We start from the raw sequence: 25047 nt of genomic DNA, 5'->3' as shown, positions 1-25047 counted from the left end.
CCCTTGTTAGATGATTACGCCAGCCTTTATTATTCATTTCATTCTGCGAATTGGAAGCCGTAGTATTTAAATTCAGATAAAAGAAAACGCTTTTTTACATATTAGAACTGGATGAGGGGTTATTATCGGATTAATCGCAGTAAATAAAACTTGCTGTTGAAAAAATCTCTCCGTTCAGGATCAAATTGAATTAGTCAGGCTTAGGCTATAAAGCAGGCTGGATTATTATCGTTGATGTGTTCACTGAAATTACAAACAGCGCCTTCATGTTAACAGCAGGAAAATTTTCAGAATAAGATTATACTTAACGATCATGCCTTTATTGCATAATCAAAAAATGCCGTCACATCATTACATGGAAAAATTATGACTAAGCTTAAAGCAGTAATCCCCGTTGCGGGCCTCGGAATGCATATGCTCCCTGCTACCAAAGCCATTCCTAAAGAGATGCTGCCGATCGTTGACAAGCCGATGATTCAGTACATCATCGATGAAATTGTGAAGTCCGGCATCAAGGAAATCGTACTGGTAACCCATGCTTCTAAAAACGCCGTGGAAAACCATTTCGATACCACCTACGAGCTGGAAGCGTTGCTGGAACAGCGCGTGAAGCGTCAGCTATTAAGTGAAGTGCAGTCAATCTGTCCGCCAGGCGTGACTATCATGAACGTACGCCAGGCGCAGCCGCTGGGTCTCGGCCACTCCGTATTATGCGCGCGTCCGATGATTGGCGATAATCCCTTCGTCGTGGTCCTGCCAGATATCATCATGGATGATTCCACCGCAGACCACCTGCGTTATAATCTTGCCGCCATGATCGCGCGCTTTGAAGAAACGGGTCACAGTCAGGTGCTGGCAAAACATATGCCGGAAGCCGATCTTTCTGAATATTCCGCAATTTCTACCCAGGAGCCGCTGGAGAATGAGGGCAGCGTAAGCACCATTACCAGCTTCGTGGAGAAACCGGAGAATACGGAACAGCTGGATTCCGATCTGGCTGCGGTAGGGCGCTACGTTCTTTCCGCAGATATCTGGCCTGAGCTGGAGAAGACGGAGCCGGGCGCCTGGGGGCGTATCCAGCTAACGGATGCGATCGCCAGCCTGAGTAAGAAACAGCCAGTGGATGCCTGCCTGATGACGGGCGACAGCTTTGACTGCGGGCGTAAGCTGGGCTACATGCAGGCGTTTGTTACCTATGGACTGCGCCATAACCAGCAGGGCGCCGCGTTTCGCGACGCGATCAGGCAATTGTTGGCAAAATAATTCCTCATCATTTTACGCCGCACCCTGTGCGGCAAAAAGGAGTTCACATGGCTATCCTGGTAACGGGCGGAGCGGGCTACATCGGCTCTCATACGGTGCTGGCGCTGTTACAGCGTGGCGACGACGTGGTGGTAATCGATAACCTTAGTAATGCTTCACGTGAGTCGATCCGGCGCGTTGAGAAGCTGGCGGGAAAACAAGCTGTTTTTGTCGAGGGCGATATTCTCGATCGCGCCTGCCTGCGCGACATTTTCGCCAGTAATTCAATTACCGCCGTTATCCATTTTGCCGGTTTGAAAGCGGTAGGCGAATCAACCCGTAAGCCGCTGGAATATTACGAAAATAATCTCTCCGGCACGGTGGTGCTGTTGGAAGAGATGCGTAACGCAGGCATTTATAATTTCATTTTTAGTTCATCGGCTACTGTCTATGGCGCAAACGCGCCGGTCCCTTATGTGGAAACCACTCCTATTGGCGGCACTACCAGCCCATACGGCACCTCAAAGCTGATGGTTGAGCAGGTGATGCAGGACTACGCAAAAGCGGACAGTCAATTCAGGGGCATCGCGCTGCGCTATTTTAATCCGGTCGGCGCTCATGAATCGGGTGAAATTGGTGAGGATCCCAACGGTATTCCAAACAACCTGCTGCCCTATATTGCACAGGTAGCTATTGGGCGACTGGATAAGCTGGGGATCTTTGGTGCTGATTACGATACTAAAGATGGCACTGGCGTGCGCGACTATATCCATGTTGTTGATCTGGCGGAAGGGCACCTTAAGGCGCTCGATCATTTAGAAAATATGCAGGGTTATAAAGCTTACAACCTCGGCGCCGGTAAAGGTTACTCGGTAATGGAGATGGTAAAAGCGTTTGAGAAGGCGTCTGGCAAGCCTGTGCCTTATGAAATCAAGCCGCGTCGGGATGGCGATCTGGCTGCGTTCTGGGCGGATGCTTCGCTGGCGGATAAAGAGCTGGACTGGCGCATTACCCGAGGGATTGACGAGATGATGCGCGATACCTGGCGCTGGCAGTCAAAGAACCCTAACGGCTATCGCTAAGCTTAAGAATTTTAAACTATTTATCTGTATCAGTAGCAATGTGAATATATTTCAGAATATTCACCTGTGCAAATTAATACCAAATAGTAACTATGGCTTCTGGCAACAGAGGCCATATTTATTTTAGGCGCCAGGTAAATAACAGATAAACGAAAGAGGAATTGCCTTCGAAAGCCGGCGGTAAGAACATGAAAGTCTTCTGGAGCGAAACAGTAGCGTGACGTCACCAGTAGAAAGTGTAGAAAGCTTAACTTCAGATGCTATGTCTACGAAGTAAGCAGTTAGCAAATCGGCAAGCGTTTGTTTGATAAGTAAATAGACAGGCGGATGATTTAAGTTTATCTGCACGTGAAGATAACATGAGAATTGTGAAATTTTCGTGTACTTTTATGGTGGTTGCGCTTAACGTCGCAGGAAAAACTACCGGGTTGCTCTGACAGGCTATGCTTGTTTGAGTCCTGAGCCTTGAAGCGTCTGGTTGCTTAAAGCCAGGGGCGGTAGCGTGGGCATTTTCAGGTATCTGTAGACAATCTCAATACTGGTGTAAACATGCAAGAAATCGTGCTTGTTTTTTTGGGCGCGCTGGCGCTGCTTTTTATCTCTCGTAAGGTTGCCAAGAAGGTCGGGTTGGTTGATAAACCCAATGCACGAAAGCAGCATAGTGGGCACATCCCTTTAGTGGGCGGCGTATCTGTATACCTTTCTCTGTGGATCATTTACCTGCTGCAGCCAGAGTGGTTGCCTGATTCAACCGTCTACATGATCTGTGCCACCATGCTCATTATCGTAGGGGTACTGGACGATAAGTTTGACCTGCCGGTTATGCCGCGTATGGCTTTGCAGGCGCTGGTGGCGGGAATTATGATGTATAACGGCCTTTATATCTATTCATTAGGGAATATCCTGTTTGGCTATGAGCTGGTATTGGGCGTATTAGGTTATGGCGTTACGCTGTTAGCCGTGGTTGGCGCTATTAACGCATTTAACATGGTTGATGGCATTGATGGCCTGTTGGGTGCTCTGTCTTCCGTTACCTTTGCGGGGCTGGCGGTTGTATTTTGGATGGGTGACAGAAATAGCATGGCGCTGTGGTGTTTGTGCTTAATGGTTGCCTGCTTACCTTATATTTTACTTAACCTGGGCATTCCATGGGGCCGTAAGTTTAAGGTATTCATGGGAGATGCTGGCAGCACGTTAATAGGGTTTACCGTTATCTGGCTGTTGATCGTAGCGACACAAGGCGAAGACGCCGTAATGCAGCCGGTCACCGCGCTGTGGCTGATTGCTGTTCCGTTAATGGATATGATGCGGGTGATGATTGTTCGCATACGAAGAGGGAACAGCCCGTTTAAACCGGATCGGGAGCATTTGCATCACCTCCTTATAACTCTGGGACTTACAAGTAAGCAAACGTTATTAGTTATAATTGGCTTGTCATGTATATCAAGTATAGTTGGAATTATCTCTCAGTATTTTCAAGTTTCTGAACTATGGACCCTGTTAATTTATTCGTTAAGTTATTTGGGTCTATCTATCTTTATCCATGAGTTGAAAAAAACGAAATACTCATCAGTTAGCTACTAAAATTAAAAGCTAAATAATAAAAATCATTTACTTGAACTGTATCAAATTAAGGTTTTTACATGAAAAATATTTTATCATTAATCGGGCGCAATGAAAAATTGTTCGAAACTGATATCAATCAAAAAAAAATCGAGCTTGAAAAAGAAATATCCTGTTCTCGTTTTTTAGTATTAGGGGGGGCTGGTTCAATTGGGCAGGCTGTAACTAAAGAAATATTTAAACGTAACCCTATAAAGTTACACGTAGTAGATATTAGTGAAAATAACTTGGTTGAATTAGTAAGAGATATCCGTAGCACTTATGGATATATAACCGGAGATTTCCAAACTTTTGCATTAGATATTGGTTCAATTGAGTATGATGCATTTATTAATGCTGACGGCCAATATGATTATGTACTCAATTTATCAGCGCTAAAGCATGTAAGAAGTGAGAAAGATCCTTTTACTTTAATGCGCATGATAAATGTCAATATCTTTAACACAAAAAAAACCATACAACAATCAATTAAATCCGGTGTAAAAAAATATTTTTGTGTGTCAACAGATAAAGCTGCAAACCCAGTAAATATGATGGGAGCATCGAAGCGTATTATGGAAATGTTCTTAATGCGTGAAAGTGAAAAGATTAAGATATCTATGGCTCGTTTTGCAAATGTTGCTTTTTCTGATGGTTCATTATTACATGGCTTTAATCAGCGCATACAAAAAAGTCAGCCATTAGTTGCTCCGCATGATATAAAACGCTATTTTGTAACTCCTCAGGAATCTGGCGAATTATGTTTGATGTCTTGTATATTTGGAGATAATCGAGATATATTTTTCCCTAAGCTTAACGAGGCGCTACACCTAATTTCTTTTGCTGATATAGCTCGACTCTATTTGAAGCAGGTTGGTTATGAACCTTATGTTTGTGACAATGAGGATGAAGCCAGGAGTAGCGTTAATACTTTATCTGCGAAAGGAATGTGGCCTTGTCTCTTCACCGATAGTGATACAACAGGTGAAAAGGATTTTGAAGAATTTTTTACTGAAAATGAAACTTTGGATTTAAGCTGTTTTGATAATTTAGGCATAATTAAGAATAAAGCATTATATGACTCTTCAAAATTGGAGTTTTTTGAAAAGGAAATTATAGCTTTAAGAGCGAATGGCGCATGGCAAAAAAATAATATCATTGAATTGTTTAAAATGTTATTGCCAGAGTTTTCACACAAAGATACGGGTAAATATCTTGATGGAAAAATGTAAGGGGTTGATTAAATGAATGCAGAACATATAATTAATTTTATACGTGAGACCTTTAATAGCAACGCCTTTATTCCATTACATGCTCCAACTTTTTCTGGTAGTGAAAAAAAATATGTTATGGATACACTTGATAGTACATTCGTATCCAGTGTTGGAAAATATGTCGATAGTTTTGAAGAAAAAGTGCAGAGTTACACGGGGTCAGCTCGTGCAGTTGCGACAGTTAATGGGACCGCTGCTTTAAATGCAGCGCTTTATTTAGCCGATGTGCAGCGCGGTGATTTAGTTATAACCCAGGCCTTAACTTTTATAGCTACTTGTAATGCCCTGCATCATTTAGGCGCTGAGCCGGTTTTTATCGATGTCTCTCCGACTAGCTTAGGATTGTGCCCTCTTGCTTTAGATAAATGGCTTAACGAAAACGCAAAGCTCAATGAAAATGGTTGTTTTCATAAATCAACGAAGCAAAGAATTCGAGCTGTAGTGCCTATGCATACTTTTGGACATCCGGTTCAATTAGATGAAATAGTAACCTTATGTGAAAAATGGAAAATTATCTTAATAGAGGATGCCGCTGAAAGCCTCGGTTCACGTTATAAAGGACAACATACAGGTACTTTTGGAAGCTATGGTGTATTGAGTTTTAATGGCAATAAAATTATTACTACTGGCGGCGGTGGGGTTATTTTATGTCAGGACAAAGAACTTGGGAAAAGAGCAAAGCATATAACTACTACAGCTAAAATTCCACATCCATATGAATTCTATCATGATGAACCAGGGTTCAATTACAGGATGCCAAATATAAATGCGGCCTTAGGCTGTGCCCAGCTTGAAAGAATAGATGATTTTCTTTCAAAAAAAAGGAATTTGGCTAAACACTATGAGCTTTTTTTTGAGAATTCATGTTTTAAATTTTTTAAAGAAGCTGAATATGCGGAATCTAATTATTGGTTAAACGCGATTATCTGCGAAGAACCAAAAATGCGTGACGAGTTATTAATAAAGTTAAATAAAGCAGAAATAATGGCTCGCCCTGTATGGAAATTAATGCATCGGTTGCCGATGTACTCAAAAGCATTACGTGATGATTTAAAATATTCAGAATATATTGAATCTCGCTTGGTTAATTTACCCAGTTCCCCAATATTCTAACTTAAAATAGTTAATAATTATATGCTGAAAAAAGTCGCTGTGTTTACTGGAACTCGAGCTGAATATGGTTTGTTATATTGGCTGATGAGGGATATACAGGCTGATAAAGAGTTAGTTTTACAATTGCTAGTCAGTGGAACACATCTTTCACCTGAGTTTGGTTTAACTTGGGAAAATATAGAAAAAGATGGTTTTTCTATAGATGAAAAAATTGAGATTTTGCTTTCATCTGATTCAGCTGTTGGTACGGCGAAAAGTGTAGGTCTGGGCATAATTGGCTTCAGTGATGCATTGACACGTTTAAAACCGGATGTGTTGATAATACTTGGCGATCGTTTTGAGGCATTAGCTGCGGCTCAAGTTGCCATGATTCTACATATTCCCATTTTGCATTTACATGGCGGCGAGATCACTGAAGGTGCTTATGATGATGCAATAAGACATGCAATAACTAAATTGAGTTATTTGCATGGCACCTCGACAGAGGAACATCGAAAACGGGTCATCCAATTAGGTGAAGATCCTGCAAGGGTTGTTAATGTTGGTGCTCCTGGATTAGAACATATTCGCCGTGGCGAATTTTTGAAAATTGATGAGTTATCTAAAACATTAAATTTTGATTTGCGCCAGCCTTATATGCTTGTAACTTACCACCCGGTAACTTTAGCTAAAGAAGAACCGGTTTTAAGTTTCAATACATTAGTGGATGCGTTAAATGAATTTCCTGAATGTCAGGTTATTTTTACTTATCCAAATGCGGATGAAGGAGGGCGGCAGATTATTCCGTTATTACAAGCATATGCCAGTTCGCAACCTTCGCGTGTATTAGCTGTACCGTCTTTGGGGCAGGTACGTTATCTTAGCGCTTTAAAATATGCGGCAGTAGTAGTTGGAAATTCATCAAGCGGTATTATCGAAGCTCCGGCTTTTGGTGTTCCTACCGTTAATATAGGCGCAAGACAAAAAGGTAGGCTGGCTGCAAAGAGTGTGATAAATGCATCTATTAATAAGGTAAATATTAGCGAAGCTATAAAGTATGCATTATCGGGGAATTATAAAATTGATGGCGAAGAGATATCTAACCCATATGGGCAAGGTGATAGCAGTTCTCGCGTCATAAAAATGATTAAAAATTTTAAATTTATACCTGAAAAAAAATTCTACGACATTGAGTGAATAATATGACCCTCATTATTGCTGAAGCTGGTGTTAATCATAACGGCGATGAAAAATTAGCTTTCGAACTGATCAACGCGGCTCATAAAGCTGGTGCCGATATAGTAAAATTCCAAACTTTTAAAGCTAAAAATATAGTTACTGAACAGGCACGTCAAGCAGTTTACCAGTCCATTAATACAAACAAATCAGAATCACAGCTTGCTATGTTGAGCCGTTTAGAACTTTCTTACGCAACGCATCATGCATTGGTACGTCATTGTGATGCGTTAGGCATAGAATTTTTATCGACGGCTTTTGATTCTGAAAGTTTGGCTTTTCTGGTAAATGATCTTGGATTAAAAAGGTTAAAAATACCATCAGGAGAGTTGACGAATGCTCCTTTAATCCTCGAACATGCCAGAACAGGATGCGATATTATATTGTCTACAGGAATGTCTACTCTTGCTGAAATTGAGAAAGCACTGAGTATTATTGCTTTTGGTTACACAGCGGAGCCAGGATTACAACCCAGCCAGGAAGCGTTTTCTCAAGCTTATGCTTCAGATATAGGTCAGCAAGTCTTAAAGGATCGCGTTACGATCCTTCATTGTACTACTGAGTATCCTGCCCCACTTGCTGAAGTTAACTTGCGTGTTATGAAAACGCTAGAGACTGCGTTCGGCCTGCCAGTTGGCTACTCTGATCATAGTTCTGGAATTGCAATTCCTATCGCAGCAGTTGCACGTGAAGCTGTAGTTATAGAAAAGCATTTTACACTCGATAGAAATATGGATGGGCCTGACCATAAAGCTTCTTTGGAACCCGAGGAGCTTGCTGAAATGGTAAGGTCTATTCGTCAAGTTGAACTCGCTCTCGGTTCATATTTAAAAGCGCCAACACCGTCTGAACTACAAAATAAACAAGTTGCACGTAAAAGTTTAGTGGCTTTAAAGCAGATAAAAAAGGGTGAGATTTTTACTTCGGAAAACTTGACGGCTAAACGACCTGGGAATGGGCTTTCACCTTGCTTTTATTGGGATATGATCGGCAAGAAAGCCATGAGAGATTTTAATGCTGGAGACTTAATTGACTAATAATAAAATAAATCTCCCACTAGTTATTATTGGTGGTGGAGGTCATGCTAGTGTACTTGTTGATATATTACAACAACAAAAAAAGAATATAGTAGCTGTTTTTAGTCAAGGTGATGCGCATAAAAGAAAAATTTTTCATGATATAAGACAGTGTCATCATGATGAAGATATTGTCCAATTTGATCCTGATGAAATATACTTGATTAATGGTATCGGAAAATTACCACATTCGGAGTTGAGAAACCGTATAAACGAGAACTTTTTATCACGCGGATATACATTTTCAAAAGTTATTTCAACCTCGGCATGTATTTCTGATGGTGCTGTTTATGCTGAAGATGTTCAAATTTTCCCTAATTGTGTTATTCAAACAGGTGTCTGTATAGGTAGAAATTGTGTGATCAACAGTGGTGCCATAATAGAGCATGATTGTAAAATTGGAGATCATAATTTTATTTCACCGCGAGCTGTATTATGTGGAAATGTTCAAACAGGTGCAAATGTTTTTATTGGTGCCGGAGCCGTCATAATTCAAAATATATCCATTGGTGATAATGTCGTCATAGCTGCAGGTGCGGTAATAACAAGCAATGTTGAGAGCGGGAGAATTTGCTATTCTCCAAGAGCTATAGTGAAATAAAAAACAGGAAAAAGACGATGAATAAAACATGGGAAAAAGTTTTAATCGCTCCTCATAATACTATCCTTGAAGCATTAAATATAATAAATAAAGAAGCACTACGTATTGCTTTAGTTGTTGATGCTAATAGGAAGTTATTAGGCGTAGTAACTGATGGAGATATCAGAAGGGGGTTACTTAAAAATCTACCCTTAACAGAGAATATTACTTCTGTTATGAATACAACACCAATTACTGCCCCGGTTGGTACTAATTCCCAGCTGCTCAATCGGCTAATGGAGGAGCATAGTATATTATCAATTCCACTTATTGAAGATAATAAGGTCGTTGGTCTTGAAACAATCCAGACTAGCAATGTGAAAAAAAAGTATGATAATCCAGTATTTATAATGGCAGGTGGATTTGGGACGCGGTTACGGCCTTTGACTAATACATGTCCTAAACCTATGTTAAAAATAGGAGATAAGCCGATCCTTGAAATAACGTTAAATAGTTTTATAAATAATGGCTTTTCTAATTTTTACATTTCTACTCACTTCATGCCTGAGGTGATCGAAAATCATTTTGGCGATGGATCTTTGCTGGGGGTTAATATTAAATATATCCATGAGCATCAACCTTTAGGTACTGGTGGCGCTCTTGGTTTATTACCAGAGGATTTAGCTGATGATTTACCTCTGATAATGATAAATGGGGACATTTTAACCAATATAGATTATGAGAGCCTGATTAATTTTCATACTGATAATATTGCTGATGTGACAGTATGTGTTAGGGAATTTAACTATCAAGTACCTTATGGCGTCATTGCAGGTGAAAATAATCGAGTCAAATCAATAGTAGAGAAGCCTATACAAAGTTTCTTTGTTAATGCTGGTATATATGCTATCTCTCCGCATGTTTTTAAGTCAGTACCAAAAAATTATCGAATCGATATGCCTTCTTTGATGCAAAATATAATGGAGAAAGAAGGTAAAGTATTAATGTTCCCTGTTCATGAATACTGGCTTGATATTGGACGTATGGATGACTTTTATAAAGCTCAGCAGGATATTTTTAGTATAAGGTTTAAAAAATGATTGGCGAAAAAAAAGTATTAGCTATCATACCTGCAAGAGCTGGTAGCAAGAGGCTAAAAAACAAGAATATCAAAATGTTGGCTGGCAAACCTTTAATTAAATGGACAATTGATGCCGCTCTGGGGTCGATTTATATTGATGAAATCTATGTCAGCTCTGACTCTTTAGAAGTAGCTAAAATTGTAGAAGCTTGTGGCATTCCCTTTCCTGAATTAAGACCAACCTGTCTTGCAACAGACGATGCAACGACTAATGATGTGATTAGTTATGTAGTTGAAAGTTTAAAAAAGCAAAGAAAGATATTTGATTATATAATCTTATTACAGCCTACCTCCCCGCTACGCACCACAGAAGATATTGATAAAGCAATTAATAAACTTTATATAAGTGGTAAAAGGAATTTGGTATCGCTTTCCCGTTGTGAACATTCTCCTCTATTTACTAACACATTACCTGATAATGAATCCCTTGAAGGTTTTATAAAAAAGAAAAACATAATGAGGGCTCAGGATTTACCTACTTATTACAGGGTAAATGGTGCTATCTATATATTTAGTATGGAGTATATTGGAAGAATTAATGAAGTGTACTGTGAAGATAGTATTGCTTTTATTTCAAAAAGAGGTAGTGACGTTGATATTGATACGATTGAGGATTTTAAGTATGCGGAATATGTTATAAACAGTAAGGTAAATGTTTAATAAAATATAGAATACTATAGCAAAGCTATTTATAAAATAGTCAAGATGCTATTTATTTTTGACATTAAAATGCGATCTTTTTATGAAATCTATAATGTTGGAACGGTGGGGTGTTTTATTATTTATACTTTTTTTTTGCCACGGCTGTTTATATTTTTTTGTGGGTGATATATATGACTTAAATAACCCAGTTAAGATTGTTAAGTATGTAATAAATGTGCTCTTACTTATTACATGTTTCAAATACATAAAGCTTCAGTCAGAAATTATTTTGTTTTTTTTCGTTTTTTGTACTTACCTTCTTTTTGTTTTATGTATTTATACGGTGAATGGAATACAAACCTTTGCCGTTTTGACATTTTTAATCCCTATAACTTTTTCTTTATTGCCAGGTGCCTTAAAATACATTAACTTTTTAAAAATAATGAAGTATGTTATTTACATTGCAACTTTTTTTTCAATTTTAGAATTTGTTTTTTTTAGTCATATCAGTCAACGTTTTAATAATACCGGTTTCAGAAGCATATCAATTTTCGTCAATCCTAATAATTTCGCAATTACTACATGTCTTGCGCTTTCTTTATTATTGGGTTCTAAAAGTACAATATACGTTGGCGCAAAAAAATTAATTTGGGGGTGTTGTGGAATATCAGTTATTTTAAGCGGTTCGATGACTGGTGTTGCATTGATTGTTTTATTGTTTTTACTTAGTATATTTAAGTTAGATAAAAATAAGACCAAAGCTTTAACCTTTTATAAAAAAATAGTTTTCTATTTTATTTCAGTTGTGTCTTTCTTTGTTGTGTTTTTTTTGTTTGATTTGGATCTTGGTAAATATGTAAGGAATGCAGATTCAGTTGGGTTGAATAATGTATCAGCCAGAATTAGTTATTTAAATGATTTCTTGGACAAAGTTTCCGGAAATATATTTTTCCCATCATTTGTTAATCAAAATATATATGCTGATAATGCTTTTGTTTATGCATGGATTAATATAGGGTTTGTTGGTTTTGTACTTTATTTGTTTTTTTCTATATTAGTATTATATGTTTCTTTGTTTAATAAAAACCAAAGAAAATACTCCTTTTTCTTTCTGTGTATGCTTTTAACTTCTGCCACAACCAATGTTTTTAATATTTGGCCCGTAGCTTATCTTTTTTGGTTAGTAGCGGGTTATGTTTTTTATAAAGCCAACGATAAAGAAGCTTTTTAGTACTGACATTGATAAATTGGATAGGGAAGATGGGGTCATGAAGTATTTTGATATCATAAGGCAGTCTATTGATAATGAAATTGCTATTGATGATTTTTTAATAAAAAAATTTGGGCTTAATAGCAAAAAAAAAGCTGTTTTCAAGGTTGCTCGCTTTAGAGATAAAATACCTGCTTTTGTTTGTTATTTATATTTGCCTTTGTTGCCTGTCTATTTTATATTTATAATTATATTCATGTTGAAAGGTATCTTTAAGAAGGACAGTATAGCTGGTGAAAAAGTTTTTTTTTCGTTTAGCTCCTCTCCTAAAGTAAAAAAATTATATAAAGAAAACGTAAGTGATGTTTTTTATTTTCAGTGCGTTGATGGGCGGAAGATTAACTTTATATATCAAATGTCTTTGTATGATATTTTGATAGGGTTCATGAAGTCGATATATTTCTCTTATTTACTGTTGTTCCGTTTGAAGGGGGGGTACTATCTGCATTTGACCTCTGTATTGGAATTGACATTATTTTGTTATTTTTTAAAACGCCTTCATTCTCAAGGGATTCGTGAAATATTTTTGACTAACCATTATGATCGATGGGTTACGGCTACGTCTCTTACAGAGTTGTTTGATATTAATATAATACAGCATGGCATCTTAGACAGGGATTTTAGAGTGCCAAATAAGCTGAAAAGAATAAAAAAAATAATATGTTTTAATAGTGAACAACTGCATATATTCAACACTAATATCTTTGAGTTCAAAGTTCGAGAGTTCGATTATAGCGTATTTAATCTTGATATAGCTGAAGATGATACATGTGATGTATTAATCATTAGTAATCCCTTCTATCTTGAAAAGGAACTGGAATTTTATAAAAATTTAAGCAATGAGGGAATGGTTGTTTTTTTTAGGCCTCATCCGCTTTTTATTGACGATAGTATATATTCATTAGTAGATGAACGTAATATTTGCTTAAATAAACGTTTTCCTAATCCTAAGTTATGTTTATGTCGTGATTCCACGCTTGGGCATGAATATGAAAGCCTTGGTTTTCGGGTTTTTTGGTGGGACGAAAAACTGGATATTAGGGCTATCATAAGAACGGTTTCGAAATGAAAAATTTTTTACTATATGGTCTTGCTACAGGGTTTAACCGTTTAGGTACTTTCGTTGTTGTCCCTTTGTTATCACTTGTATTAAGCGTGGATGATTTTGGTAAGTTCACTCTTTACGCTATTATTATACAAATTTTAACGCCCGTGGTTAGCTTTAATATATCATCTATTATTGCTCGTGAAAGTGCAGAGAATTGGCGTGCTACTTTAACTTTTGTCAATGTCTTCAATAAAATATCGCTGGCAATTATTTTGCTTTCTTTGATAACTATCTTCATAGAAAGATATGTTTTTTTTGAAATTCTGATATATTCTCTATTCGAAGCTCTGTTTTTAGTTAATACTACACTTGTTCGCTTTAAAAATACTACAGAAAACTTTTTTTATATTTCTTTTGCGAAAGTGATATTATTGTTAATCTTGTTGGGAGGCGTTTGGTTTTTTAATAAAAGCTTATTGGGGAATATTCATAACTTAATTCTCATATTTTCTTTTTCAAATATAGTTGTAGCCATACCTTATGTGAAAGCAACGTTTTTAAAAAATGCACATTTATTTAATTCCTTAAAGTATATATGCAAAAAAAAATATATCCTTTATTTTGCTTTGGGTTTGATGCCTCATATTATAGCTCAGTGGATAACCTCTGGTTCGGATAGGTTTATCGTTAAATTTTTTTGCGGCAACATAAGCTTAGGTATTTATTCATTTATCTATTCTATCGCGGCAGCTTTTATGTTAATTAACAGCGCGTTAGCCTTAGGGATGCCTCAGCTTTGTGTTAGTAACTACAAAAACTACACAAGCTATAGTTTCTATAAAAAATATCTAATGGTGATTTCTATTTTTTGGGCATTTTTTGTTATGGCTGTTGTAATTTGCTCTCCAATTTTCCCTGCAAGATATAACTTCAATAGTTCATTACCGGAATTTATATTTATCTCAGTTGGTATGTACTATCTATCTTTCTATTATTACTATTCATCCTTTATATTTTATGAGAGGAGATCTAAGGAACTTTCTTTTATTACGGTTAAGGTTGCAGTAATCAATATAGTTATAACTATTATTCTCACCGCAACAGTAGGTATTTTGGGTACAGCTATAAGTACAGCAATATCTTACTTTGTCTATAGCTTTTATACATATAGAGCAGTATTAAAAGATCAATATGTTAAAGGATTATTTTTCCCTTTGATTATTTCGCTCTTTATTGCTCTTCTTGCATTTTTAATTAATAAATTTTTCCTTTAGTGATTAATCAACCAACGCTCTCGTTATAACTGGATTATATATGATGTTTAAAAATAAAATATTACTTATCACTGGTGGTACTGGTTCTTTCGGAAATGCTGTGCTAAAACGCTTTTTAACTTCTGATATTAAAGAAATACGCATATTTTCTCGTGATGAAAAAAAACAAGATGACATGCGTAAAAAGTATAATGATAAAAAGTTGAAATTTTACTTGGGTGACGTAAGGGATGAAAACAGCATTGCAGCGGCGATGCGAGGTGTTGATTATGTATTTCATGCTGCAGCATTGAAGCAGGTTCCTTCTTGCGAATTTCATCCGATGCAGGCCGTACGTACCAACGTATTAGGTACCGAAAATGTCCTTAATGGTGCTATTGCTGCAGGAGTGAAACGTGTTGTTTGCCTTAGTACTGATAAAGCAGTGTACCCCATCAATGCTATGGGTATTAGCAAAGCAATGATGGAAAAAGTTATGGTTGCTGCAAGTCGCAATCTGGAGGGAACAGAGACAGTAATCTGCGGCACTCGTTATGGTAACGTTATGGCATCCAGAGGATCAGTGATACCACTTTTTATTCAACAAATTCAACAAGGTAAACCTATCACAATTACTGAGCCTACTATGACGCGTTTTATGATGACGCTTGCTGATGCTGTTGATTTGGTCCTATATGCTTTTAAGCATGGTAATAATGGTGACATATTTGTACAGAAAGCCCCTGCCGCGACAGTTGAAACTTTGGCGAAGGCATTATTTGAACTGATGAACAAACCTCAGCACAAGATTGATATTATTGGTTCCCGCCATGGTGAAAAACTTTATGAATCCTTACTGGGTAAAGAAGAACGTGCCTGTGCAGAAGATATGGGCGATTATTTCCGAATCCCTGCCGATGCGCGGGATCTTAATTATGCAAAATTTGTTGAGCAGGGTGAGCAACGGCTGACCCAGGCCTTATGCGGTGAAGAATATAATTCACACAATACTCATCGCCTTGATGTTGATGGTATGAAAAAATTATTGCTGAAGCTCGATTTCATGCAAAAAATCTCTCTTGGTGAACACGCCGATCCGGAGGAGTAAGTAGTGAAAATCCTGATCACCGGTGCCGATGGTTTTATAGGAAAAAATCTTTGCTTACGAATGGCGGAGGATAAAGACTCAGAGTTAGTTTTCTTTACGCGTCATAATAAAATTGATGAGCTATCCTTTCTGTTAAAAGAAGTTGACTTTATTTTCCATCTTGCGGGCGTCAATCGCCCACAAGATGCAGAAGAGTTTGTGGAGCATAATTCAGAGTTGACGCGTATTTTATGTCAGGAAATAGTAAAAATAGCTAAGGATACGGGAAGAAAAATACCTGTTTTGTTTACTTCTTCCATCCATGCTTCTGCCGATACTCTTTATGGTAAAAGTAAGCGAATTGCTGAAGGGTATATAATTGATCTTTTAAAAGATAGTAATATACCAGCTTATATATATCGTTTACCCGGTGTGTTTGGAAAGTGGGCTCGTCCAAATTATAATTCGGTTGTCGCAACGTTTTGCAATAATATCGCCCGGGATTTGCCTGTCAGTATTAATAATCCTCAGCAAGAAATAAGCCTGGTATATATTGATGATGTAGTAAATATTTTTATTAGCATCCTTAAGCAGCAGCCATTATGTGAAATTAACGATGGTTTCCTGGAGGTTACGCCTACTTATAATACTACCGTTGGCGAACTGGCAGAGATTATACAAGGTTTTAAACATAATCGCGAGACTCTTATTATTGACAGAGTTGGTAGCGGTTTTATCAGAGCTTTGTATTCAACTTTTATTAGTTACCTACCTGTAGAGAAATTTACTTATAATATTCCTGAATACAGGGATCCGCGGGGCGCCTTCGTTGAGGTGATTAAAACCAGGGATTCGGGGCAGTTTTCGTATTTTACTGCTTATCCTGGCGTTACGAGAGGTGGGCATTATCACCACACAAAAACTGAAAAATTTTTAGTTATTAAAGGTATCGCGCGCTTTCGTTTTCGTCACATGATTACCGGCGAATGTTTTGAAGTAATAACAAATGAAAATAAAGCTGAGCTGGTCGAAACTATTCCCGGCTGGGCCCATGATGTTACCAACATTGGTGAAGATGAGCTAATTGCCATAGTGTGGGCTAATGAAATTTTCGACCGTAGTAAACCAGATACTATAGCCAGTAGTTTATAAGAGAATGGTATGAAAAAACTAAAAATTGTTTCTGTTGTTGGTACACGACCTGAAATTATTCGTCTGTCTCGTGTTTTAGCTAAGTTAGATATTTATTGCGATCACACTATAATACACACCGGACAAAATTATGATTACGAATTAAACGAAGTTTTTTTTAAGGATTTAGGCGTTCGTAAGCCAGATTTTTTTCTGAACGCCGCCGGTAAAAGTGCAGCAGAAACTATTGGCCAGGTTATTATTAAAGTTGATGAAGTACTGGAAATAGTACAGCCTGAAGCTATGTTAGTTCTTGGTGATACTAACTCATGTATATCGGCATTACCCGCGAAGCGCCGTAAAATCCCTATTTTTCATATGGAAGCAGGGAATCGCTGTTTCGACCAACGTGTTCCTGAAGAAACAAACAGGCGTATAGTCGATCATACTGCGGATGTTAATCTTACCTATAGCGATATTGCACGGGATTACCTCCTTGCTGAAGGCTTACCGGCCGACAGGATTATCAAAACTGGCAGTCCAATGTTTGAAGTTTTGACACACTATATGCCGAAAATTGACGCTTCAGATGTACTTACAAGATTGAATCTTACTGCAGAACAATTTTTTGTCGTTAGCGCTCACCGAGAAGAAAACGTTGATTCACCGAAACAATTAACAAAGCTTGCTAATATCCTTAATACCGTAGCTGAACGTTACGATTTACCGGTAATAGTATCAACACATCCACGTACACGTAATCGTATTGAACAAAATGGTATTCGATTCCATAAAAATATTCAGTTACTTAAACCATTAGGTTTTCATGATTATAATTGCTTGCAGAAAAATGCCCGCGCTGTGCTTTCCGATAGTGGCACGATCACGGAAGAGTCTTCAATTATGAATTTCCCGGCATTAAATATTCGTGAAGCGCATGAAAGGCCGGAAGGGTTCGAGGAAGCTTCGGTAATGATGGTTGGGCTTGAAACCGATCGCGTACTACAGGCTCTGGACATTCTGCGTCTACAGCCGAGGGGCGAAGAACGCCTGTTACGTCAGGTATACGATTATAGTATGCCAAATGTTTCTGATAAGGTAGTCAGAATCGTTCACTCGTATACTGATTATGTTAAGCGAGTTGTCTGGAAGCAGTATTAATGAAATTGCTTTTAATCATTGATGATTACTTGCCTCACAGTACGCGTGTTGGGGCTAAAATGTTTCATGAGCTGGCTATAGAGCTTCATTTACAGGGACATCAGGTTACTGTCATTACACCTGATTTTCAACAAAAGGACATTTTAAACATCGATCATATTGATGGTATTACTATCTGGCGCTTTAAAAGCGCCCCGATAAAAGATATTAATAAAATCAGCCGTGCTATAAATGAAACATTACTTTCAATTCGTGCATGGAAAGCAGTACGTCATTTGATTAAACCTGATACATTCGATGGAATAATCTATTATTCCCCTTCAATTTTCTGGGGCGGATTAGTCCATCGTCTCAAGAAGGTTTGTCATTGTCCTGCATATTTAGTTCTACGAGATTTATTCCCTCAATGGACTATTGATGCTGGAATGATGAAACCAGGATCGCTAATTGAGAAATACTTTCGCTATTTCGAACATTATTCTTATCGACAAGCTACACGTATTGGTTTAATGTCAGATAAAAATTTGCAGCTTTTCCGTGAACTTCACCCCGATTATCATTGTGAGGTTTTACGTAATTGGGCTGATCTGCAGCCCGTTAAAAAAGATGACCTGAATTATATATCAATAAGAGAAAAACTAAATTTAACCAATAAAATTATTTACTTTTATGGTGGAAACATTGGTCATGCTCAGGATATGGCCAATCTGATGCGTTTAGCAAAAAAAATGCAGCTATTTGAGCATGCTCATTTCTTATTTATAGGTCAGGGCGATGAAGTTGAGCTGATTAACAAGCTTGCTGAAGAGTGGAATTTAACTAATTTTAGCTACTTAAATTCCGTCAGCCAAAAGGTATTTAAAAATATTTTGAGTGAAGTTGATGTTGGTTTATTCTCGCTTTCAGCTCAACATACAGCGCATAACTTTCCGGGAAAACTGTTAGGCTATATGGTAGAGTCGTTACCTATTCTTGGCAGCGTTAATAAAGGGAACGATCTGCAAGATATTATTAACCAACATAATGCAGGCTTCATATACGTTAATGGTGAAGATGATTTACTTTATGAGGCTGCAGTAAAACTTTATTCCGATAGTGAATTGCGTAATGTTACCGGACGTTATGCCTATCAACTATTATGCGAGCAGTTTTCTGTTACTTCGGCCGCTCAGCTTATTGTAAAATTATTCGAGGATAATGATGATATTGATTGAAGATGACATTATTGAAGGTTTATTTCTTGATGCTGCTGATTCCGACCGTAAGCGGGCACATTATCTTCTCCACAAAACTCATAAAGATAAAGTTCAACGTTTAATAATCGCCTTGATAAAAGGCAGCTATGTTGAACCACATTATCATGAGCTTGCCAGCCAGTGGGAGATGTTTGTTGTTTTGCAGGGGCGGCTGAAGGTTAAACTATATGATAATGTAGGCAATGTTATTAAAGATTTTGAGTGTGGGCCGGGTTCATCAGCTTCCGTAGTTGAATTTTCTCCGGGTGATATTCATAGCGTTGAGTGTATTTCGGAACGAGCTTTAATGATGGAAATAAAAGAAGGTCCATTCGATGTTAAATATGCCAAGGCTTTTCCTGAGTGGGCTACTGTCTAATCGCCTTTAGTTTATTGTTTGTTTGAAATGCCTGAGTTTTAATCAATCCTGGCAAGGACCGCACCAAAGGCTATTCTCTGATACCATTACTGAGTTAATATCAGCAATACTATCAGCCGCGTGCTGAGTCGCAGTGAACACACCTGACAGGAGTAGATAATGTCCAAGCAACAGATCGGCGTTGTAGGTATGGCGGTAATGGGGCGCAACCTGGCGCTTAACATAGAGAGCCGTGGCTATACCGTATCCGTTTTTAACCGCTCGCGTGAAAAAACTGATGAAGTTATCGCTGAAAATCCGGGCAAAAAACTCGTACCTTATTACAGCATTGAAGAGTTTGTCGCCTCTCTGGAAAAACCGCGTCGTATCCTGCTGATGGTGCAGGCCGGAGAAGCGACTGATAAAACTATCGCTTCACTGACTCCTCATCTGGACAAAGGCGATATCCTGATTGATGGCGGCAACACCTTCTATAAAGATACTATTCGCCGCAACAAAGAGCTTTCTGAGCAAGGTTTCAACTTTATCGGCACTGGCGTATCAGGTGGCGAAGAGGGCGCGCTGAAAGGGCCATCAATTATGCCCGGCGGTCAGAAAGAAGCCTATGAGCTGGTTGCGCCGATTCTGGATAAAATCGCCGCGCGCGCCGAAGGCGAACCTTGCGTGACTTATATCGGCCCGGACGGCGCAGGCCATTACGTGAAGATGGTGCATAACGGCATTGAGTATGGAGATATGCAGCTGATCGCTGAAGCTTATTCTCTGCTGAAAAATGCGCTGGGTTTGAGCAACGAAGAGTTAGCGAAGACCTTCAGCGAGTGGAACCAGGGTGAGTTAAGCAGCTATCTGATCGACATCACTAAAGATATTTTTACGAAGAAAGATGAGCAGGGCAACTATCTGGTTGACGTGATTCTGGATGAAGCGGCCAACAAAGGCACCGGCAAATGGACCAGCCAAAGTTCGCTGGATCTGGGCGAGCCGCTATCGCTGATTACCGAGTCCGTGTTTGCCCGCTATCTTTCTTCCCTGAAATCTCAGCGGGTGGCCGCTTCTAAGGTACTAAGCGGTCCGACAGCTCAATCCTTCAGCGGCGATAAAGCTGAATTCATCGAGAAAGTGCGCCGCGCGCTTTATCTGGGGAAAATTGTTTCTTATGCGCAGGGTTTCTCCCAGCTGAAAGCGGCTTCCGAGGAGTACAGCTGGAACCTGAACTACGGTGAAATTGCGAAGATTTTCCGCGCAGGCTGCATTATCCGTGCTCAGTTCCTGCAGAAAATTACTGATGCTTATAAGGATACCCCGGATATCGCTAACCTGCTGCTGGCGCCTTACTTTAAAAATATTGCCGATGAGTATCAGCAGGCGCTGCGTGACGTGGTTTCCTGGGCGGTGCAGAACGGCATCCCGACGCCGACCTTCTCTGCGGCCATCGCCTATTATGACAGCTACCGCTCCGCTGTGCTGCCGGCTAACCTGATCCAGGCGCAGCGCGACTACTTTGGCGCTCATACCTACAAGCGCATTGACAGAGATGGCGTCTTCCATACCGAATGGCTTGACTGACACCAGGTTGTTAAAAAAAACCTCCCGTCGGGAGGTTTTTTTATTACTTTCAGATAACTCTCTTCGCAACCTCTGCTACTATTTTCTACTGGAATTTATAAATTTGCGTTTCATTTACCTGGTTGGGTCTGTTGGAAACATGAATGTAAAAGATAAGGTAGCATCGGATCAGTCGTTAATTCATCAGACGTTTTTTAACAACGATGACGATTTAGATCTTATGGATATTTTGATGCAATTATGGAATAGTAAAAGAACGATTATTGCGACGATCATTCTGTTTCTGCTGTTGGCTACAGCTTATCTTTTTTTTGCTAAAGAGAAATGGACTTCCGAGGCGATTGTCGCCCAGCCCAGCGCGGGGCAGGTATCTAACTATAATGCCGCGCTTAACGTGCTCTATTCGCAAACGCCGCAGGATAAACCCAGCGTGGCTGAGCTACAACGACAGCTTTTTAGCCGTTTTAGCGCTTCGCTATATGCCTTGTCGGGCTCCTTACAAAATCTGGAAACCCCATTAACTTTAAAAGTTGCGCCAGTAAATGCCGGACAAGCTGAGCCATTAAGTATTACCTTCACTGCGGAAACGGCTAAAGAGGCGCAGGCGCAGGTAGCACATTTTATCAAGCTGGTTAATGATGATGTGGTAAATGACTATGGCGCTGATATTAAACACAATATGCAGGTAAAGCTGCGTGAACTTAATGATTCACTGGCGTCACAGCTTGAGGTAGCGCAGAACAAAAAAAAGCAGCGTATTGATGAGTTAAAGCAGGCATTAAAAATCGCCGAAAATTCAAATATTGTCACCTCACAGCTGACGCAGGCAGAATTTTTATCCGATGATACGCTCTACCTCCTCGGCTCCAGAGCGCTAAGCGCGGCGATCGCCAACGAGGCGACTCGTCCGCTGCCGTTGGATGATAGTTATTATGCTACCCAGCGCGCTCTGCGTTTGATTAAGGATTTGACAATTCAGGTGGATAACCTGCAATCCTTTCGCTATATCATGCAGCCTGATTTGCCAATCTATCGGGATAGCCCTAAGCGGAGCCTGACGCTGTTGCTGGCGGTATTGCTGGGCGGCGTTGTGGGTTCAGTCGTTGTCCTGGGGCGTAATATGATTGCGGTCTGGAAGCAACGTAAACAGTCAGTCTGATTGAACTCTTTATTATTAAAACCCGGCCCGGAGCCGGGTTTTTTTACTTTGAGACGCGGCGAATTTTTAGTCAGTCAGCTCAGGCCCGGCGTATCTGATCGTGACGACTGTCGCATCCGCCAGCGCGCGGTAATCTTCTGCATGCATAATGACTGAGCAGTCTAATCTGCCAGCGTTAAACGCTATTTCTTTGAAGCGTTCGAACAGTAGCGGATCGACAAATAGCCTGAGAGCGGGGTGAAAGCTAAAAGGCGGAATAGCGCCAAAAACGCAGCCGGTCAGCTTTGTTACTTCTGCCGGGCTGGCCAGCGAAGCGCGCGTCCCGCCTGCGGCTGAAGCAATTTTTGCCAGATCGGCCTGACAGTCAGCAGGCAGTACCGCTAACACATACTGTTTAACGCCGTTGCCTTTAACATGACAAACCAGCGCTTTCGCTCCCTGCCCCGGCAGGGTAGCGCGCAGCTGAGCGACCGCGGCGCATTTTCCTTCCGGCGCATGTTCTACCAGACGATAGCGTGCCTGATGCTTATCGAGTAAAGCGATCAATTGATGAAAAGTACTGGCCATGACGTTTTTCTTCCTGCTTGTGGCGGCTGATCTGGCGTAACAAAAAAACAGGCTGTCGCCGGGGTAAACCGGGGATGCCAGGAAAAGAGACGCTACCTGTGCGGTAGCGTCTGTAGGGCTAAGGAGTGTGGCGCGCGCGCAGGTTGCTGATAATCGCGCTCAGGTCGAGATTCTGATCCTGCAGCAGTACCATCAGGTGATAGAGCAGATCGGAGGCTTCGTTAGTCAGCTCATGGCGATCGTTTACCGTGGCCGCCAGCGCGGTTTCAACGCCTTCCTCGCCGACTTTCTGCGCGATGCGCTTGGTGCCGCTGGCGTAAAGTTTGGCGGTATAGGAGCTGCTGGGATCGGCCTGCTTACGCGCCGCCAGCAGCTGTTCCAGCTGCCAGAGGAATACCCAGTCCGGCGCGGCGGGTGAGAAGCAGCTGGAGGCGCCGAGATGGCAGGTTGGCCCCACGGGCTGCGCCAGCACCAGCAGCGTATCGTTATCGCAGTCGGGCGCGATGCTGATTACATTAAGGAAATGGCCGGAAGTTTCGCCTTTGGTCCAGAGACGGTTTTTTGTTCGCGACCAGAAGGTGACCTTACCCTCATCCAGCGTTTTCGCCAGCGCCTGCTGGTTCATATAGCCATGCATCAGCACTTCGCCCGATACACTATGTTGTACGATAGTCGGCATCATGCCGCCGGTTTTTTCCCAGTCAAGCCGGGAAAGCTGCTGTTCTGTTAGCACGGACGAATCTCCACATCGTGTTCAATCAGGAACCGTTTCAGTTCGCCGATATTGATAATCTGCTTATGAAATACCGAGGCGGCCAGCGCGCCATCGACGCTGGCATCGCGGAACGCTTCGAGGAAATGAGCCATGGTGCCGGCGCCGCCGGAGGCGATAAGCGGCACTTTGCATACCTCGCGTACTTTTTGTAGCTGAGTGAGATCGTAGCCGTTGCGCACCCCGTCCTGGTTCATCATATTCAGCACGATTTCACCGGCGCCGCGCCTTTGCACTTCCTGTACCCACGCCAGCGTTTCCCACTGGGTTATCCTGGTACGCTTCTCGTCGCCGGTATACTGGTTAACCTGGTATTTACCGCTCTGCTCGTCATACCAGGTATCAATCCCCACCACAATGCACTGCACGCCAAAGCGATCCGCGAGGCGGGTAATCAGTTCGGGCTCGGCCAGCGCCGGCGAATTAACCGAGATCTTATCCGCGCCAAAAGAGAGAATGCGCGCGGCGTCCTCGACGCTTTTAATACCGCCAGCGACGCAGAAGGGGATATCGATGACGTCGGCGACCCGTGCTATCCAGCTTTTATCCACCACGCGGCCGTCGCTGGAGGCGGTGATATCATAAAATACCAGCTCGTCGGCGCCCTCATCGGCATAGCGCTGCGCCAGCGGTACGATATCTCCGATGATTTCGTGATTGCGGAACTGCACCCCTTTTACTACCTGTCCGTCGCGCACGTCGAGACAGGGAATTATCCGTTTTGCCAGCATGAAATCGCCTCCGAAACCGTAAATTTATTTTCCAGCAGGGCGCGGCCGACGATTACGCCGCGGGCGCCGCAGTGGCGCAGGGCGGCTATATCCGCCAGCGATCCGATGCCGCCGGAGGATTGAAAGGCAATCTGCGGAAAGCGAGCGGAAACTTCCTGATAAAGGGTAACGTTCGATCCGCTCAGCGTGCCGTCGCGTGAAATATCGGTGCAGAGAACATGTTGCAGACCATAAGGCAGGTAGAGTTCGATAATCTGCTCCAGCGTGACGCCCGCCGCCTCCTGCCAGCCGCTGATCGCCACCTCTTTGCGATTATCCGCATCAATACGCACGTCCAGCGCCAGTACCATCGCCTGCGGGCCGAACTCGCTGAACCAGCGCTGTACCTCTTCCGGCTGTTTTACCGCCGTCGAGCCTACCACCACGCGCGCGGCGCCCGCCTCCAGCAGCGCGGCGACATCATCGCGGCTGCGGATGCCGCCGCCCAGCTGGACCGGCGCCTCAACGCCCGCCAGCAGCTTCTTCAGCAGCGGCAGCTGGCGCGCCGCGGGATCCTTCGCGCCGGTTAAGTCAACCAGGTGCAGCAGTTCAGCGCCCTGACGCTGATATTCCTGCAGGCGCGGCAGCGGATCGTTGCCATAATCGCGCCGCTGCCCGTAGTCTCCCTGATGCAGACGCACCACTTTTCCATCAATCAAATCTAACGCCGGGATAATCATCC

General features: G+C 41.2%; 24 protein-coding genes. 20 read left to right on the top strand and 4 right to left on the bottom strand.

The window, feature by feature from the left end; all coding sequences use genetic code 11:
• The first annotated feature begins 366 nt into the window (after positions 1 to 366).
• The 20 genes from galF (at position 367) to wzzB (ending at position 22256) form a co-directional block, all read left to right on the top strand.
• Positions 367 to 1263, top strand: a complete 897-nt coding sequence (gene galF, locus FKM52_RS08035; protein ID WP_141175687.1) for a UTP--glucose-1-phosphate uridylyltransferase GalF — start codon at positions 367 to 369, stop codon at positions 1261 to 1263.
• A 47-nt stretch (positions 1264 to 1310) separates the two neighbouring features.
• Complete coding sequence (gene galE, locus FKM52_RS08030) at positions 1311 to 2324, top strand: UDP-glucose 4-epimerase GalE (RefSeq protein ID WP_141175686.1); 1014 nt, start codon at positions 1311 to 1313, stop codon at positions 2322 to 2324.
• A gap of 549 nt (positions 2325 to 2873) precedes the next feature.
• On the top strand, positions 2874 to 3908 hold the full coding sequence (gene wecA / locus FKM52_RS08025; RefSeq protein ID WP_141175685.1) for a UDP-N-acetylglucosamine--undecaprenyl-phosphate N-acetylglucosaminephosphotransferase: 1035 nt from the start codon (positions 2874 to 2876) through the stop codon (positions 3906 to 3908).
• A gap of 59 nt (positions 3909 to 3967) precedes the next feature.
• A complete protein-coding gene (locus FKM52_RS08020; protein WP_141175684.1) occupies positions 3968 to 5158 on the top strand; it encodes a UDP-N-acetylglucosamine 4,6-dehydratase in 1191 nt (396 codons plus the stop codon).
• 12 nt (positions 5159 to 5170) lie between these two features.
• Positions 5171 to 6313: a LegC family aminotransferase gene (locus FKM52_RS08015; protein ID WP_141175683.1), complete on the top strand. Its 1143-nt coding sequence runs from the start codon at positions 5171 to 5173 to the stop codon at positions 6311 to 6313.
• A gap of 21 nt (positions 6314 to 6334) precedes the next feature.
• Positions 6335 to 7489, top strand: a complete 1155-nt coding sequence (gene neuC / locus FKM52_RS08010) for a UDP-N-acetylglucosamine 2-epimerase (RefSeq protein WP_141175682.1) — start codon at positions 6335 to 6337, stop codon at positions 7487 to 7489.
• 5 nt (positions 7490 to 7494) lie between these two features.
• Positions 7495 to 8565, top strand: a complete 1071-nt coding sequence (gene neuB, locus FKM52_RS08005) for an N-acetylneuraminate synthase (protein WP_141175681.1) — start codon at positions 7495 to 7497, stop codon at positions 8563 to 8565.
• Positions 8558 to 9205: an acetyltransferase gene (locus FKM52_RS08000; RefSeq protein ID WP_141175680.1), complete on the top strand. Its 648-nt coding sequence runs from the start codon at positions 8558 to 8560 to the stop codon at positions 9203 to 9205. The genes neuB and FKM52_RS08000 overlap by 8 nt, the downstream gene beginning before the upstream one ends.
• A 17-nt stretch (positions 9206 to 9222) precedes the next feature.
• Positions 9223 to 10284 (top strand): nucleotidyltransferase family protein, encoded by a 1062-nt coding sequence (locus FKM52_RS07995; RefSeq protein WP_141175679.1) that lies wholly within the window; start codon positions 9223 to 9225, stop codon positions 10282 to 10284.
• Positions 10281 to 10985 carry an acylneuraminate cytidylyltransferase family protein gene (locus FKM52_RS07990; protein ID WP_141175678.1) on the top strand — a complete coding sequence of 235 codons (705 nt, stop codon included), beginning with the start codon at positions 10281 to 10283 and terminating at the stop codon, positions 10983 to 10985. The genes FKM52_RS07995 and FKM52_RS07990 overlap by 4 nt, the downstream gene beginning before the upstream one ends.
• A gap of 94 nt (positions 10986 to 11079) precedes the next feature.
• Positions 11080 to 12198: a hypothetical protein gene (locus tag FKM52_RS07985; protein WP_141175677.1), complete on the top strand. Its 1119-nt coding sequence runs from the start codon at positions 11080 to 11082 to the stop codon at positions 12196 to 12198.
• Between the two features lie 37 nt (positions 12199 to 12235).
• Positions 12236 to 13306, top strand: coding sequence for a hypothetical protein (locus FKM52_RS07980; protein ID WP_141175676.1), 1071 nt, complete (start codon positions 12236 to 12238; stop codon positions 13304 to 13306).
• On the top strand, positions 13303 to 14559 hold the full coding sequence (locus FKM52_RS07975; RefSeq protein ID WP_141175675.1) for a lipopolysaccharide biosynthesis protein: 1257 nt from the start codon (positions 13303 to 13305) through the stop codon (positions 14557 to 14559). Before FKM52_RS07980 ends, FKM52_RS07975 begins: the two co-directional genes overlap by 4 nt.
• Before the next feature lie 43 nt (positions 14560 to 14602).
• The gene (locus tag FKM52_RS07970; RefSeq protein ID WP_141175889.1) at positions 14603 to 15646 is read left to right on the top strand and encodes a polysaccharide biosynthesis protein; all 1044 of its coding nucleotides are present in this window, start codon (positions 14603 to 14605) and stop codon (positions 15644 to 15646) included.
• Positions 15647 to 15649: 3 nt separating this feature from the next.
• Entirely contained in the window at positions 15650 to 16777 is a 1128-nt protein-coding gene (gene wbjC, locus FKM52_RS07965) for a UDP-2-acetamido-2,6-beta-L-arabino-hexul-4-ose reductase (protein WP_141175674.1), read from the top strand.
• A 9-nt stretch (positions 16778 to 16786) separates the two neighbouring features.
• Positions 16787 to 17917, top strand: a complete 1131-nt coding sequence (gene wecB / locus FKM52_RS07960) for a non-hydrolyzing UDP-N-acetylglucosamine 2-epimerase (RefSeq protein ID WP_141175673.1) — start codon at positions 16787 to 16789, stop codon at positions 17915 to 17917.
• The gene (locus FKM52_RS07955; RefSeq protein WP_141175672.1) at positions 17917 to 19131 is read left to right on the top strand and encodes a glycosyltransferase family 4 protein; all 1215 of its coding nucleotides are present in this window, start codon (positions 17917 to 17919) and stop codon (positions 19129 to 19131) included. Before wecB ends, FKM52_RS07955 begins: the two co-directional genes overlap by 1 nt.
• Positions 19118 to 19531 (top strand): WbuC family cupin fold metalloprotein, encoded by a 414-nt coding sequence (locus FKM52_RS07950; protein WP_141175888.1) that lies wholly within the window; start codon positions 19118 to 19120, stop codon positions 19529 to 19531. The genes FKM52_RS07955 and FKM52_RS07950 overlap by 14 nt, the downstream gene beginning before the upstream one ends.
• 159 nt (positions 19532 to 19690) lie before the next feature.
• The gene (gene gndA / locus FKM52_RS07945; RefSeq protein WP_141175671.1) at positions 19691 to 21097 is read left to right on the top strand and encodes an NADP-dependent phosphogluconate dehydrogenase; all 1407 of its coding nucleotides are present in this window, start codon (positions 19691 to 19693) and stop codon (positions 21095 to 21097) included.
• Positions 21098 to 21236: 139 nt separating this feature from the next.
• Positions 21237 to 22256: an LPS O-antigen chain length determinant protein WzzB gene (gene wzzB, locus FKM52_RS07940; RefSeq protein ID WP_141175670.1), complete on the top strand. Its 1020-nt coding sequence runs from the start codon at positions 21237 to 21239 to the stop codon at positions 22254 to 22256.
• A 66-nt stretch (positions 22257 to 22322) separates the two neighbouring features.
• Here the strand turns inward: wzzB and FKM52_RS07935 are convergent, their stop codons facing one another.
• The 4 genes from FKM52_RS07935 to hisA form a co-directional block, all read right to left on the bottom strand.
• The gene (locus tag FKM52_RS07935; protein ID WP_141175669.1) at positions 22323 to 22823 is read right to left on the bottom strand and encodes a YbaK/prolyl-tRNA synthetase associated domain-containing protein; all 501 of its coding nucleotides are present in this window, start codon (positions 22821 to 22823) and stop codon (positions 22323 to 22325) included.
• Between the two features lie 118 nt (positions 22824 to 22941).
• Entirely contained in the window at positions 22942 to 23556 is a 615-nt protein-coding gene (hisIE, locus tag FKM52_RS07930) for a bifunctional phosphoribosyl-AMP cyclohydrolase/phosphoribosyl-ATP diphosphatase HisIE (protein ID WP_141175668.1), read from the bottom strand.
• Positions 23550 to 24326, bottom strand: a complete 777-nt coding sequence (gene hisF / locus FKM52_RS07925) for an imidazole glycerol phosphate synthase subunit HisF (RefSeq protein WP_141175667.1) — start codon at positions 24324 to 24326, stop codon at positions 23550 to 23552. Before hisF ends, hisIE begins: the two co-directional genes overlap by 7 nt.
• Complete coding sequence (hisA, locus tag FKM52_RS07920) at positions 24308 to 25045, bottom strand: 1-(5-phosphoribosyl)-5-[(5-phosphoribosylamino)methylideneamino]imidazole-4-carboxamide isomerase (RefSeq protein WP_141175666.1); 738 nt, start codon at positions 25043 to 25045, stop codon at positions 24308 to 24310. The genes hisF and hisA overlap by 19 nt, the downstream gene beginning before the upstream one ends.
• Between the last annotated feature and the right edge of the window lie 2 nt (positions 25046 to 25047).

Source organism: Mixta tenebrionis, from assembly GCF_006517625.1.
Classification (GTDB): Bacteria; Pseudomonadota; Gammaproteobacteria; order Enterobacterales; family Enterobacteriaceae; genus Mixta; species Mixta tenebrionis.
The sequence above is the reverse complement of the archived record's forward strand: the minus strand, read 5'-3'. Positions and strand labels throughout refer to the sequence as shown.

Excerpts from the sequence above, each read along its gene's own strand:
- wecA (WP_141175685.1), top strand. The coding sequence starts at position 2,874 with ATGCAAGAAATCGTGCTTGTTTTTTTGGGCGCGCTGGCGCTGCTTTTT.
- neuC (WP_141175682.1), top strand. The coding sequence starts at position 6,335 with ATGCTGAAAAAAGTCGCTGTGTTTACTGGAACTCGAGCTGAATATGGT.
- neuB (WP_141175681.1), top strand. The coding sequence starts at position 7,495 with ATGACCCTCATTATTGCTGAAGCTGGTGTTAATCATAACGGCGATGAA.
- FKM52_RS07980 (WP_141175676.1), top strand. The coding sequence starts at position 12,236 with ATGAAGTATTTTGATATCATAAGGCAGTCTATTGATAATGAAATTGCT.
- FKM52_RS07995 (WP_141175679.1), top strand. The coding sequence starts at position 9,223 with ATGAATAAAACATGGGAAAAAGTTTTAATCGCTCCTCATAATACTATC.
- hisF (WP_141175667.1), bottom strand. The coding sequence starts at position 24,326 with ATGCTGGCAAAACGGATAATTCCCTGTCTCGACGTGCGCGACGGACAG.
- FKM52_RS07975 (WP_141175675.1), top strand. The coding sequence starts at position 13,303 with ATGAAAAATTTTTTACTATATGGTCTTGCTACAGGGTTTAACCGTTTA.
- hisA (WP_141175666.1), bottom strand. The coding sequence starts at position 25,045 with ATGATTATCCCGGCGTTAGATTTGATTGATGGAAAAGTGGTGCGTCTG.
- FKM52_RS07985 (WP_141175677.1), top strand. The coding sequence starts at position 11,080 with ATGTTGGAACGGTGGGGTGTTTTATTATTTATACTTTTTTTTTGCCAC.
- wzzB (WP_141175670.1), top strand. The coding sequence starts at position 21,237 with ATGAATGTAAAAGATAAGGTAGCATCGGATCAGTCGTTAATTCATCAG.
- wecB (WP_141175673.1), top strand. The coding sequence starts at position 16,787 with ATGAAAAAACTAAAAATTGTTTCTGTTGTTGGTACACGACCTGAAATT.
- galF (WP_141175687.1), top strand. The coding sequence starts at position 367 with ATGACTAAGCTTAAAGCAGTAATCCCCGTTGCGGGCCTCGGAATGCAT.
- FKM52_RS07950 (WP_141175888.1), top strand. The coding sequence starts at position 19,118 with ATGATATTGATTGAAGATGACATTATTGAAGGTTTATTTCTTGATGCT.
- FKM52_RS08020 (WP_141175684.1), top strand. The coding sequence starts at position 3,968 with ATGAAAAATATTTTATCATTAATCGGGCGCAATGAAAAATTGTTCGAA.
- FKM52_RS07955 (WP_141175672.1), top strand. The coding sequence starts at position 17,917 with ATGAAATTGCTTTTAATCATTGATGATTACTTGCCTCACAGTACGCGT.
- FKM52_RS07970 (WP_141175889.1), top strand. The coding sequence starts at position 14,603 with ATGTTTAAAAATAAAATATTACTTATCACTGGTGGTACTGGTTCTTTC.
- galE (WP_141175686.1), top strand. The coding sequence starts at position 1,311 with ATGGCTATCCTGGTAACGGGCGGAGCGGGCTACATCGGCTCTCATACG.
- FKM52_RS08015 (WP_141175683.1), top strand. The coding sequence starts at position 5,171 with ATGAATGCAGAACATATAATTAATTTTATACGTGAGACCTTTAATAGC.
- FKM52_RS07935 (WP_141175669.1), bottom strand. The coding sequence starts at position 22,823 with ATGGCCAGTACTTTTCATCAATTGATCGCTTTACTCGATAAGCATCAG.
- gndA (WP_141175671.1), top strand. The coding sequence starts at position 19,691 with ATGTCCAAGCAACAGATCGGCGTTGTAGGTATGGCGGTAATGGGGCGC.
- FKM52_RS07990 (WP_141175678.1), top strand. The coding sequence starts at position 10,281 with ATGATTGGCGAAAAAAAAGTATTAGCTATCATACCTGCAAGAGCTGGT.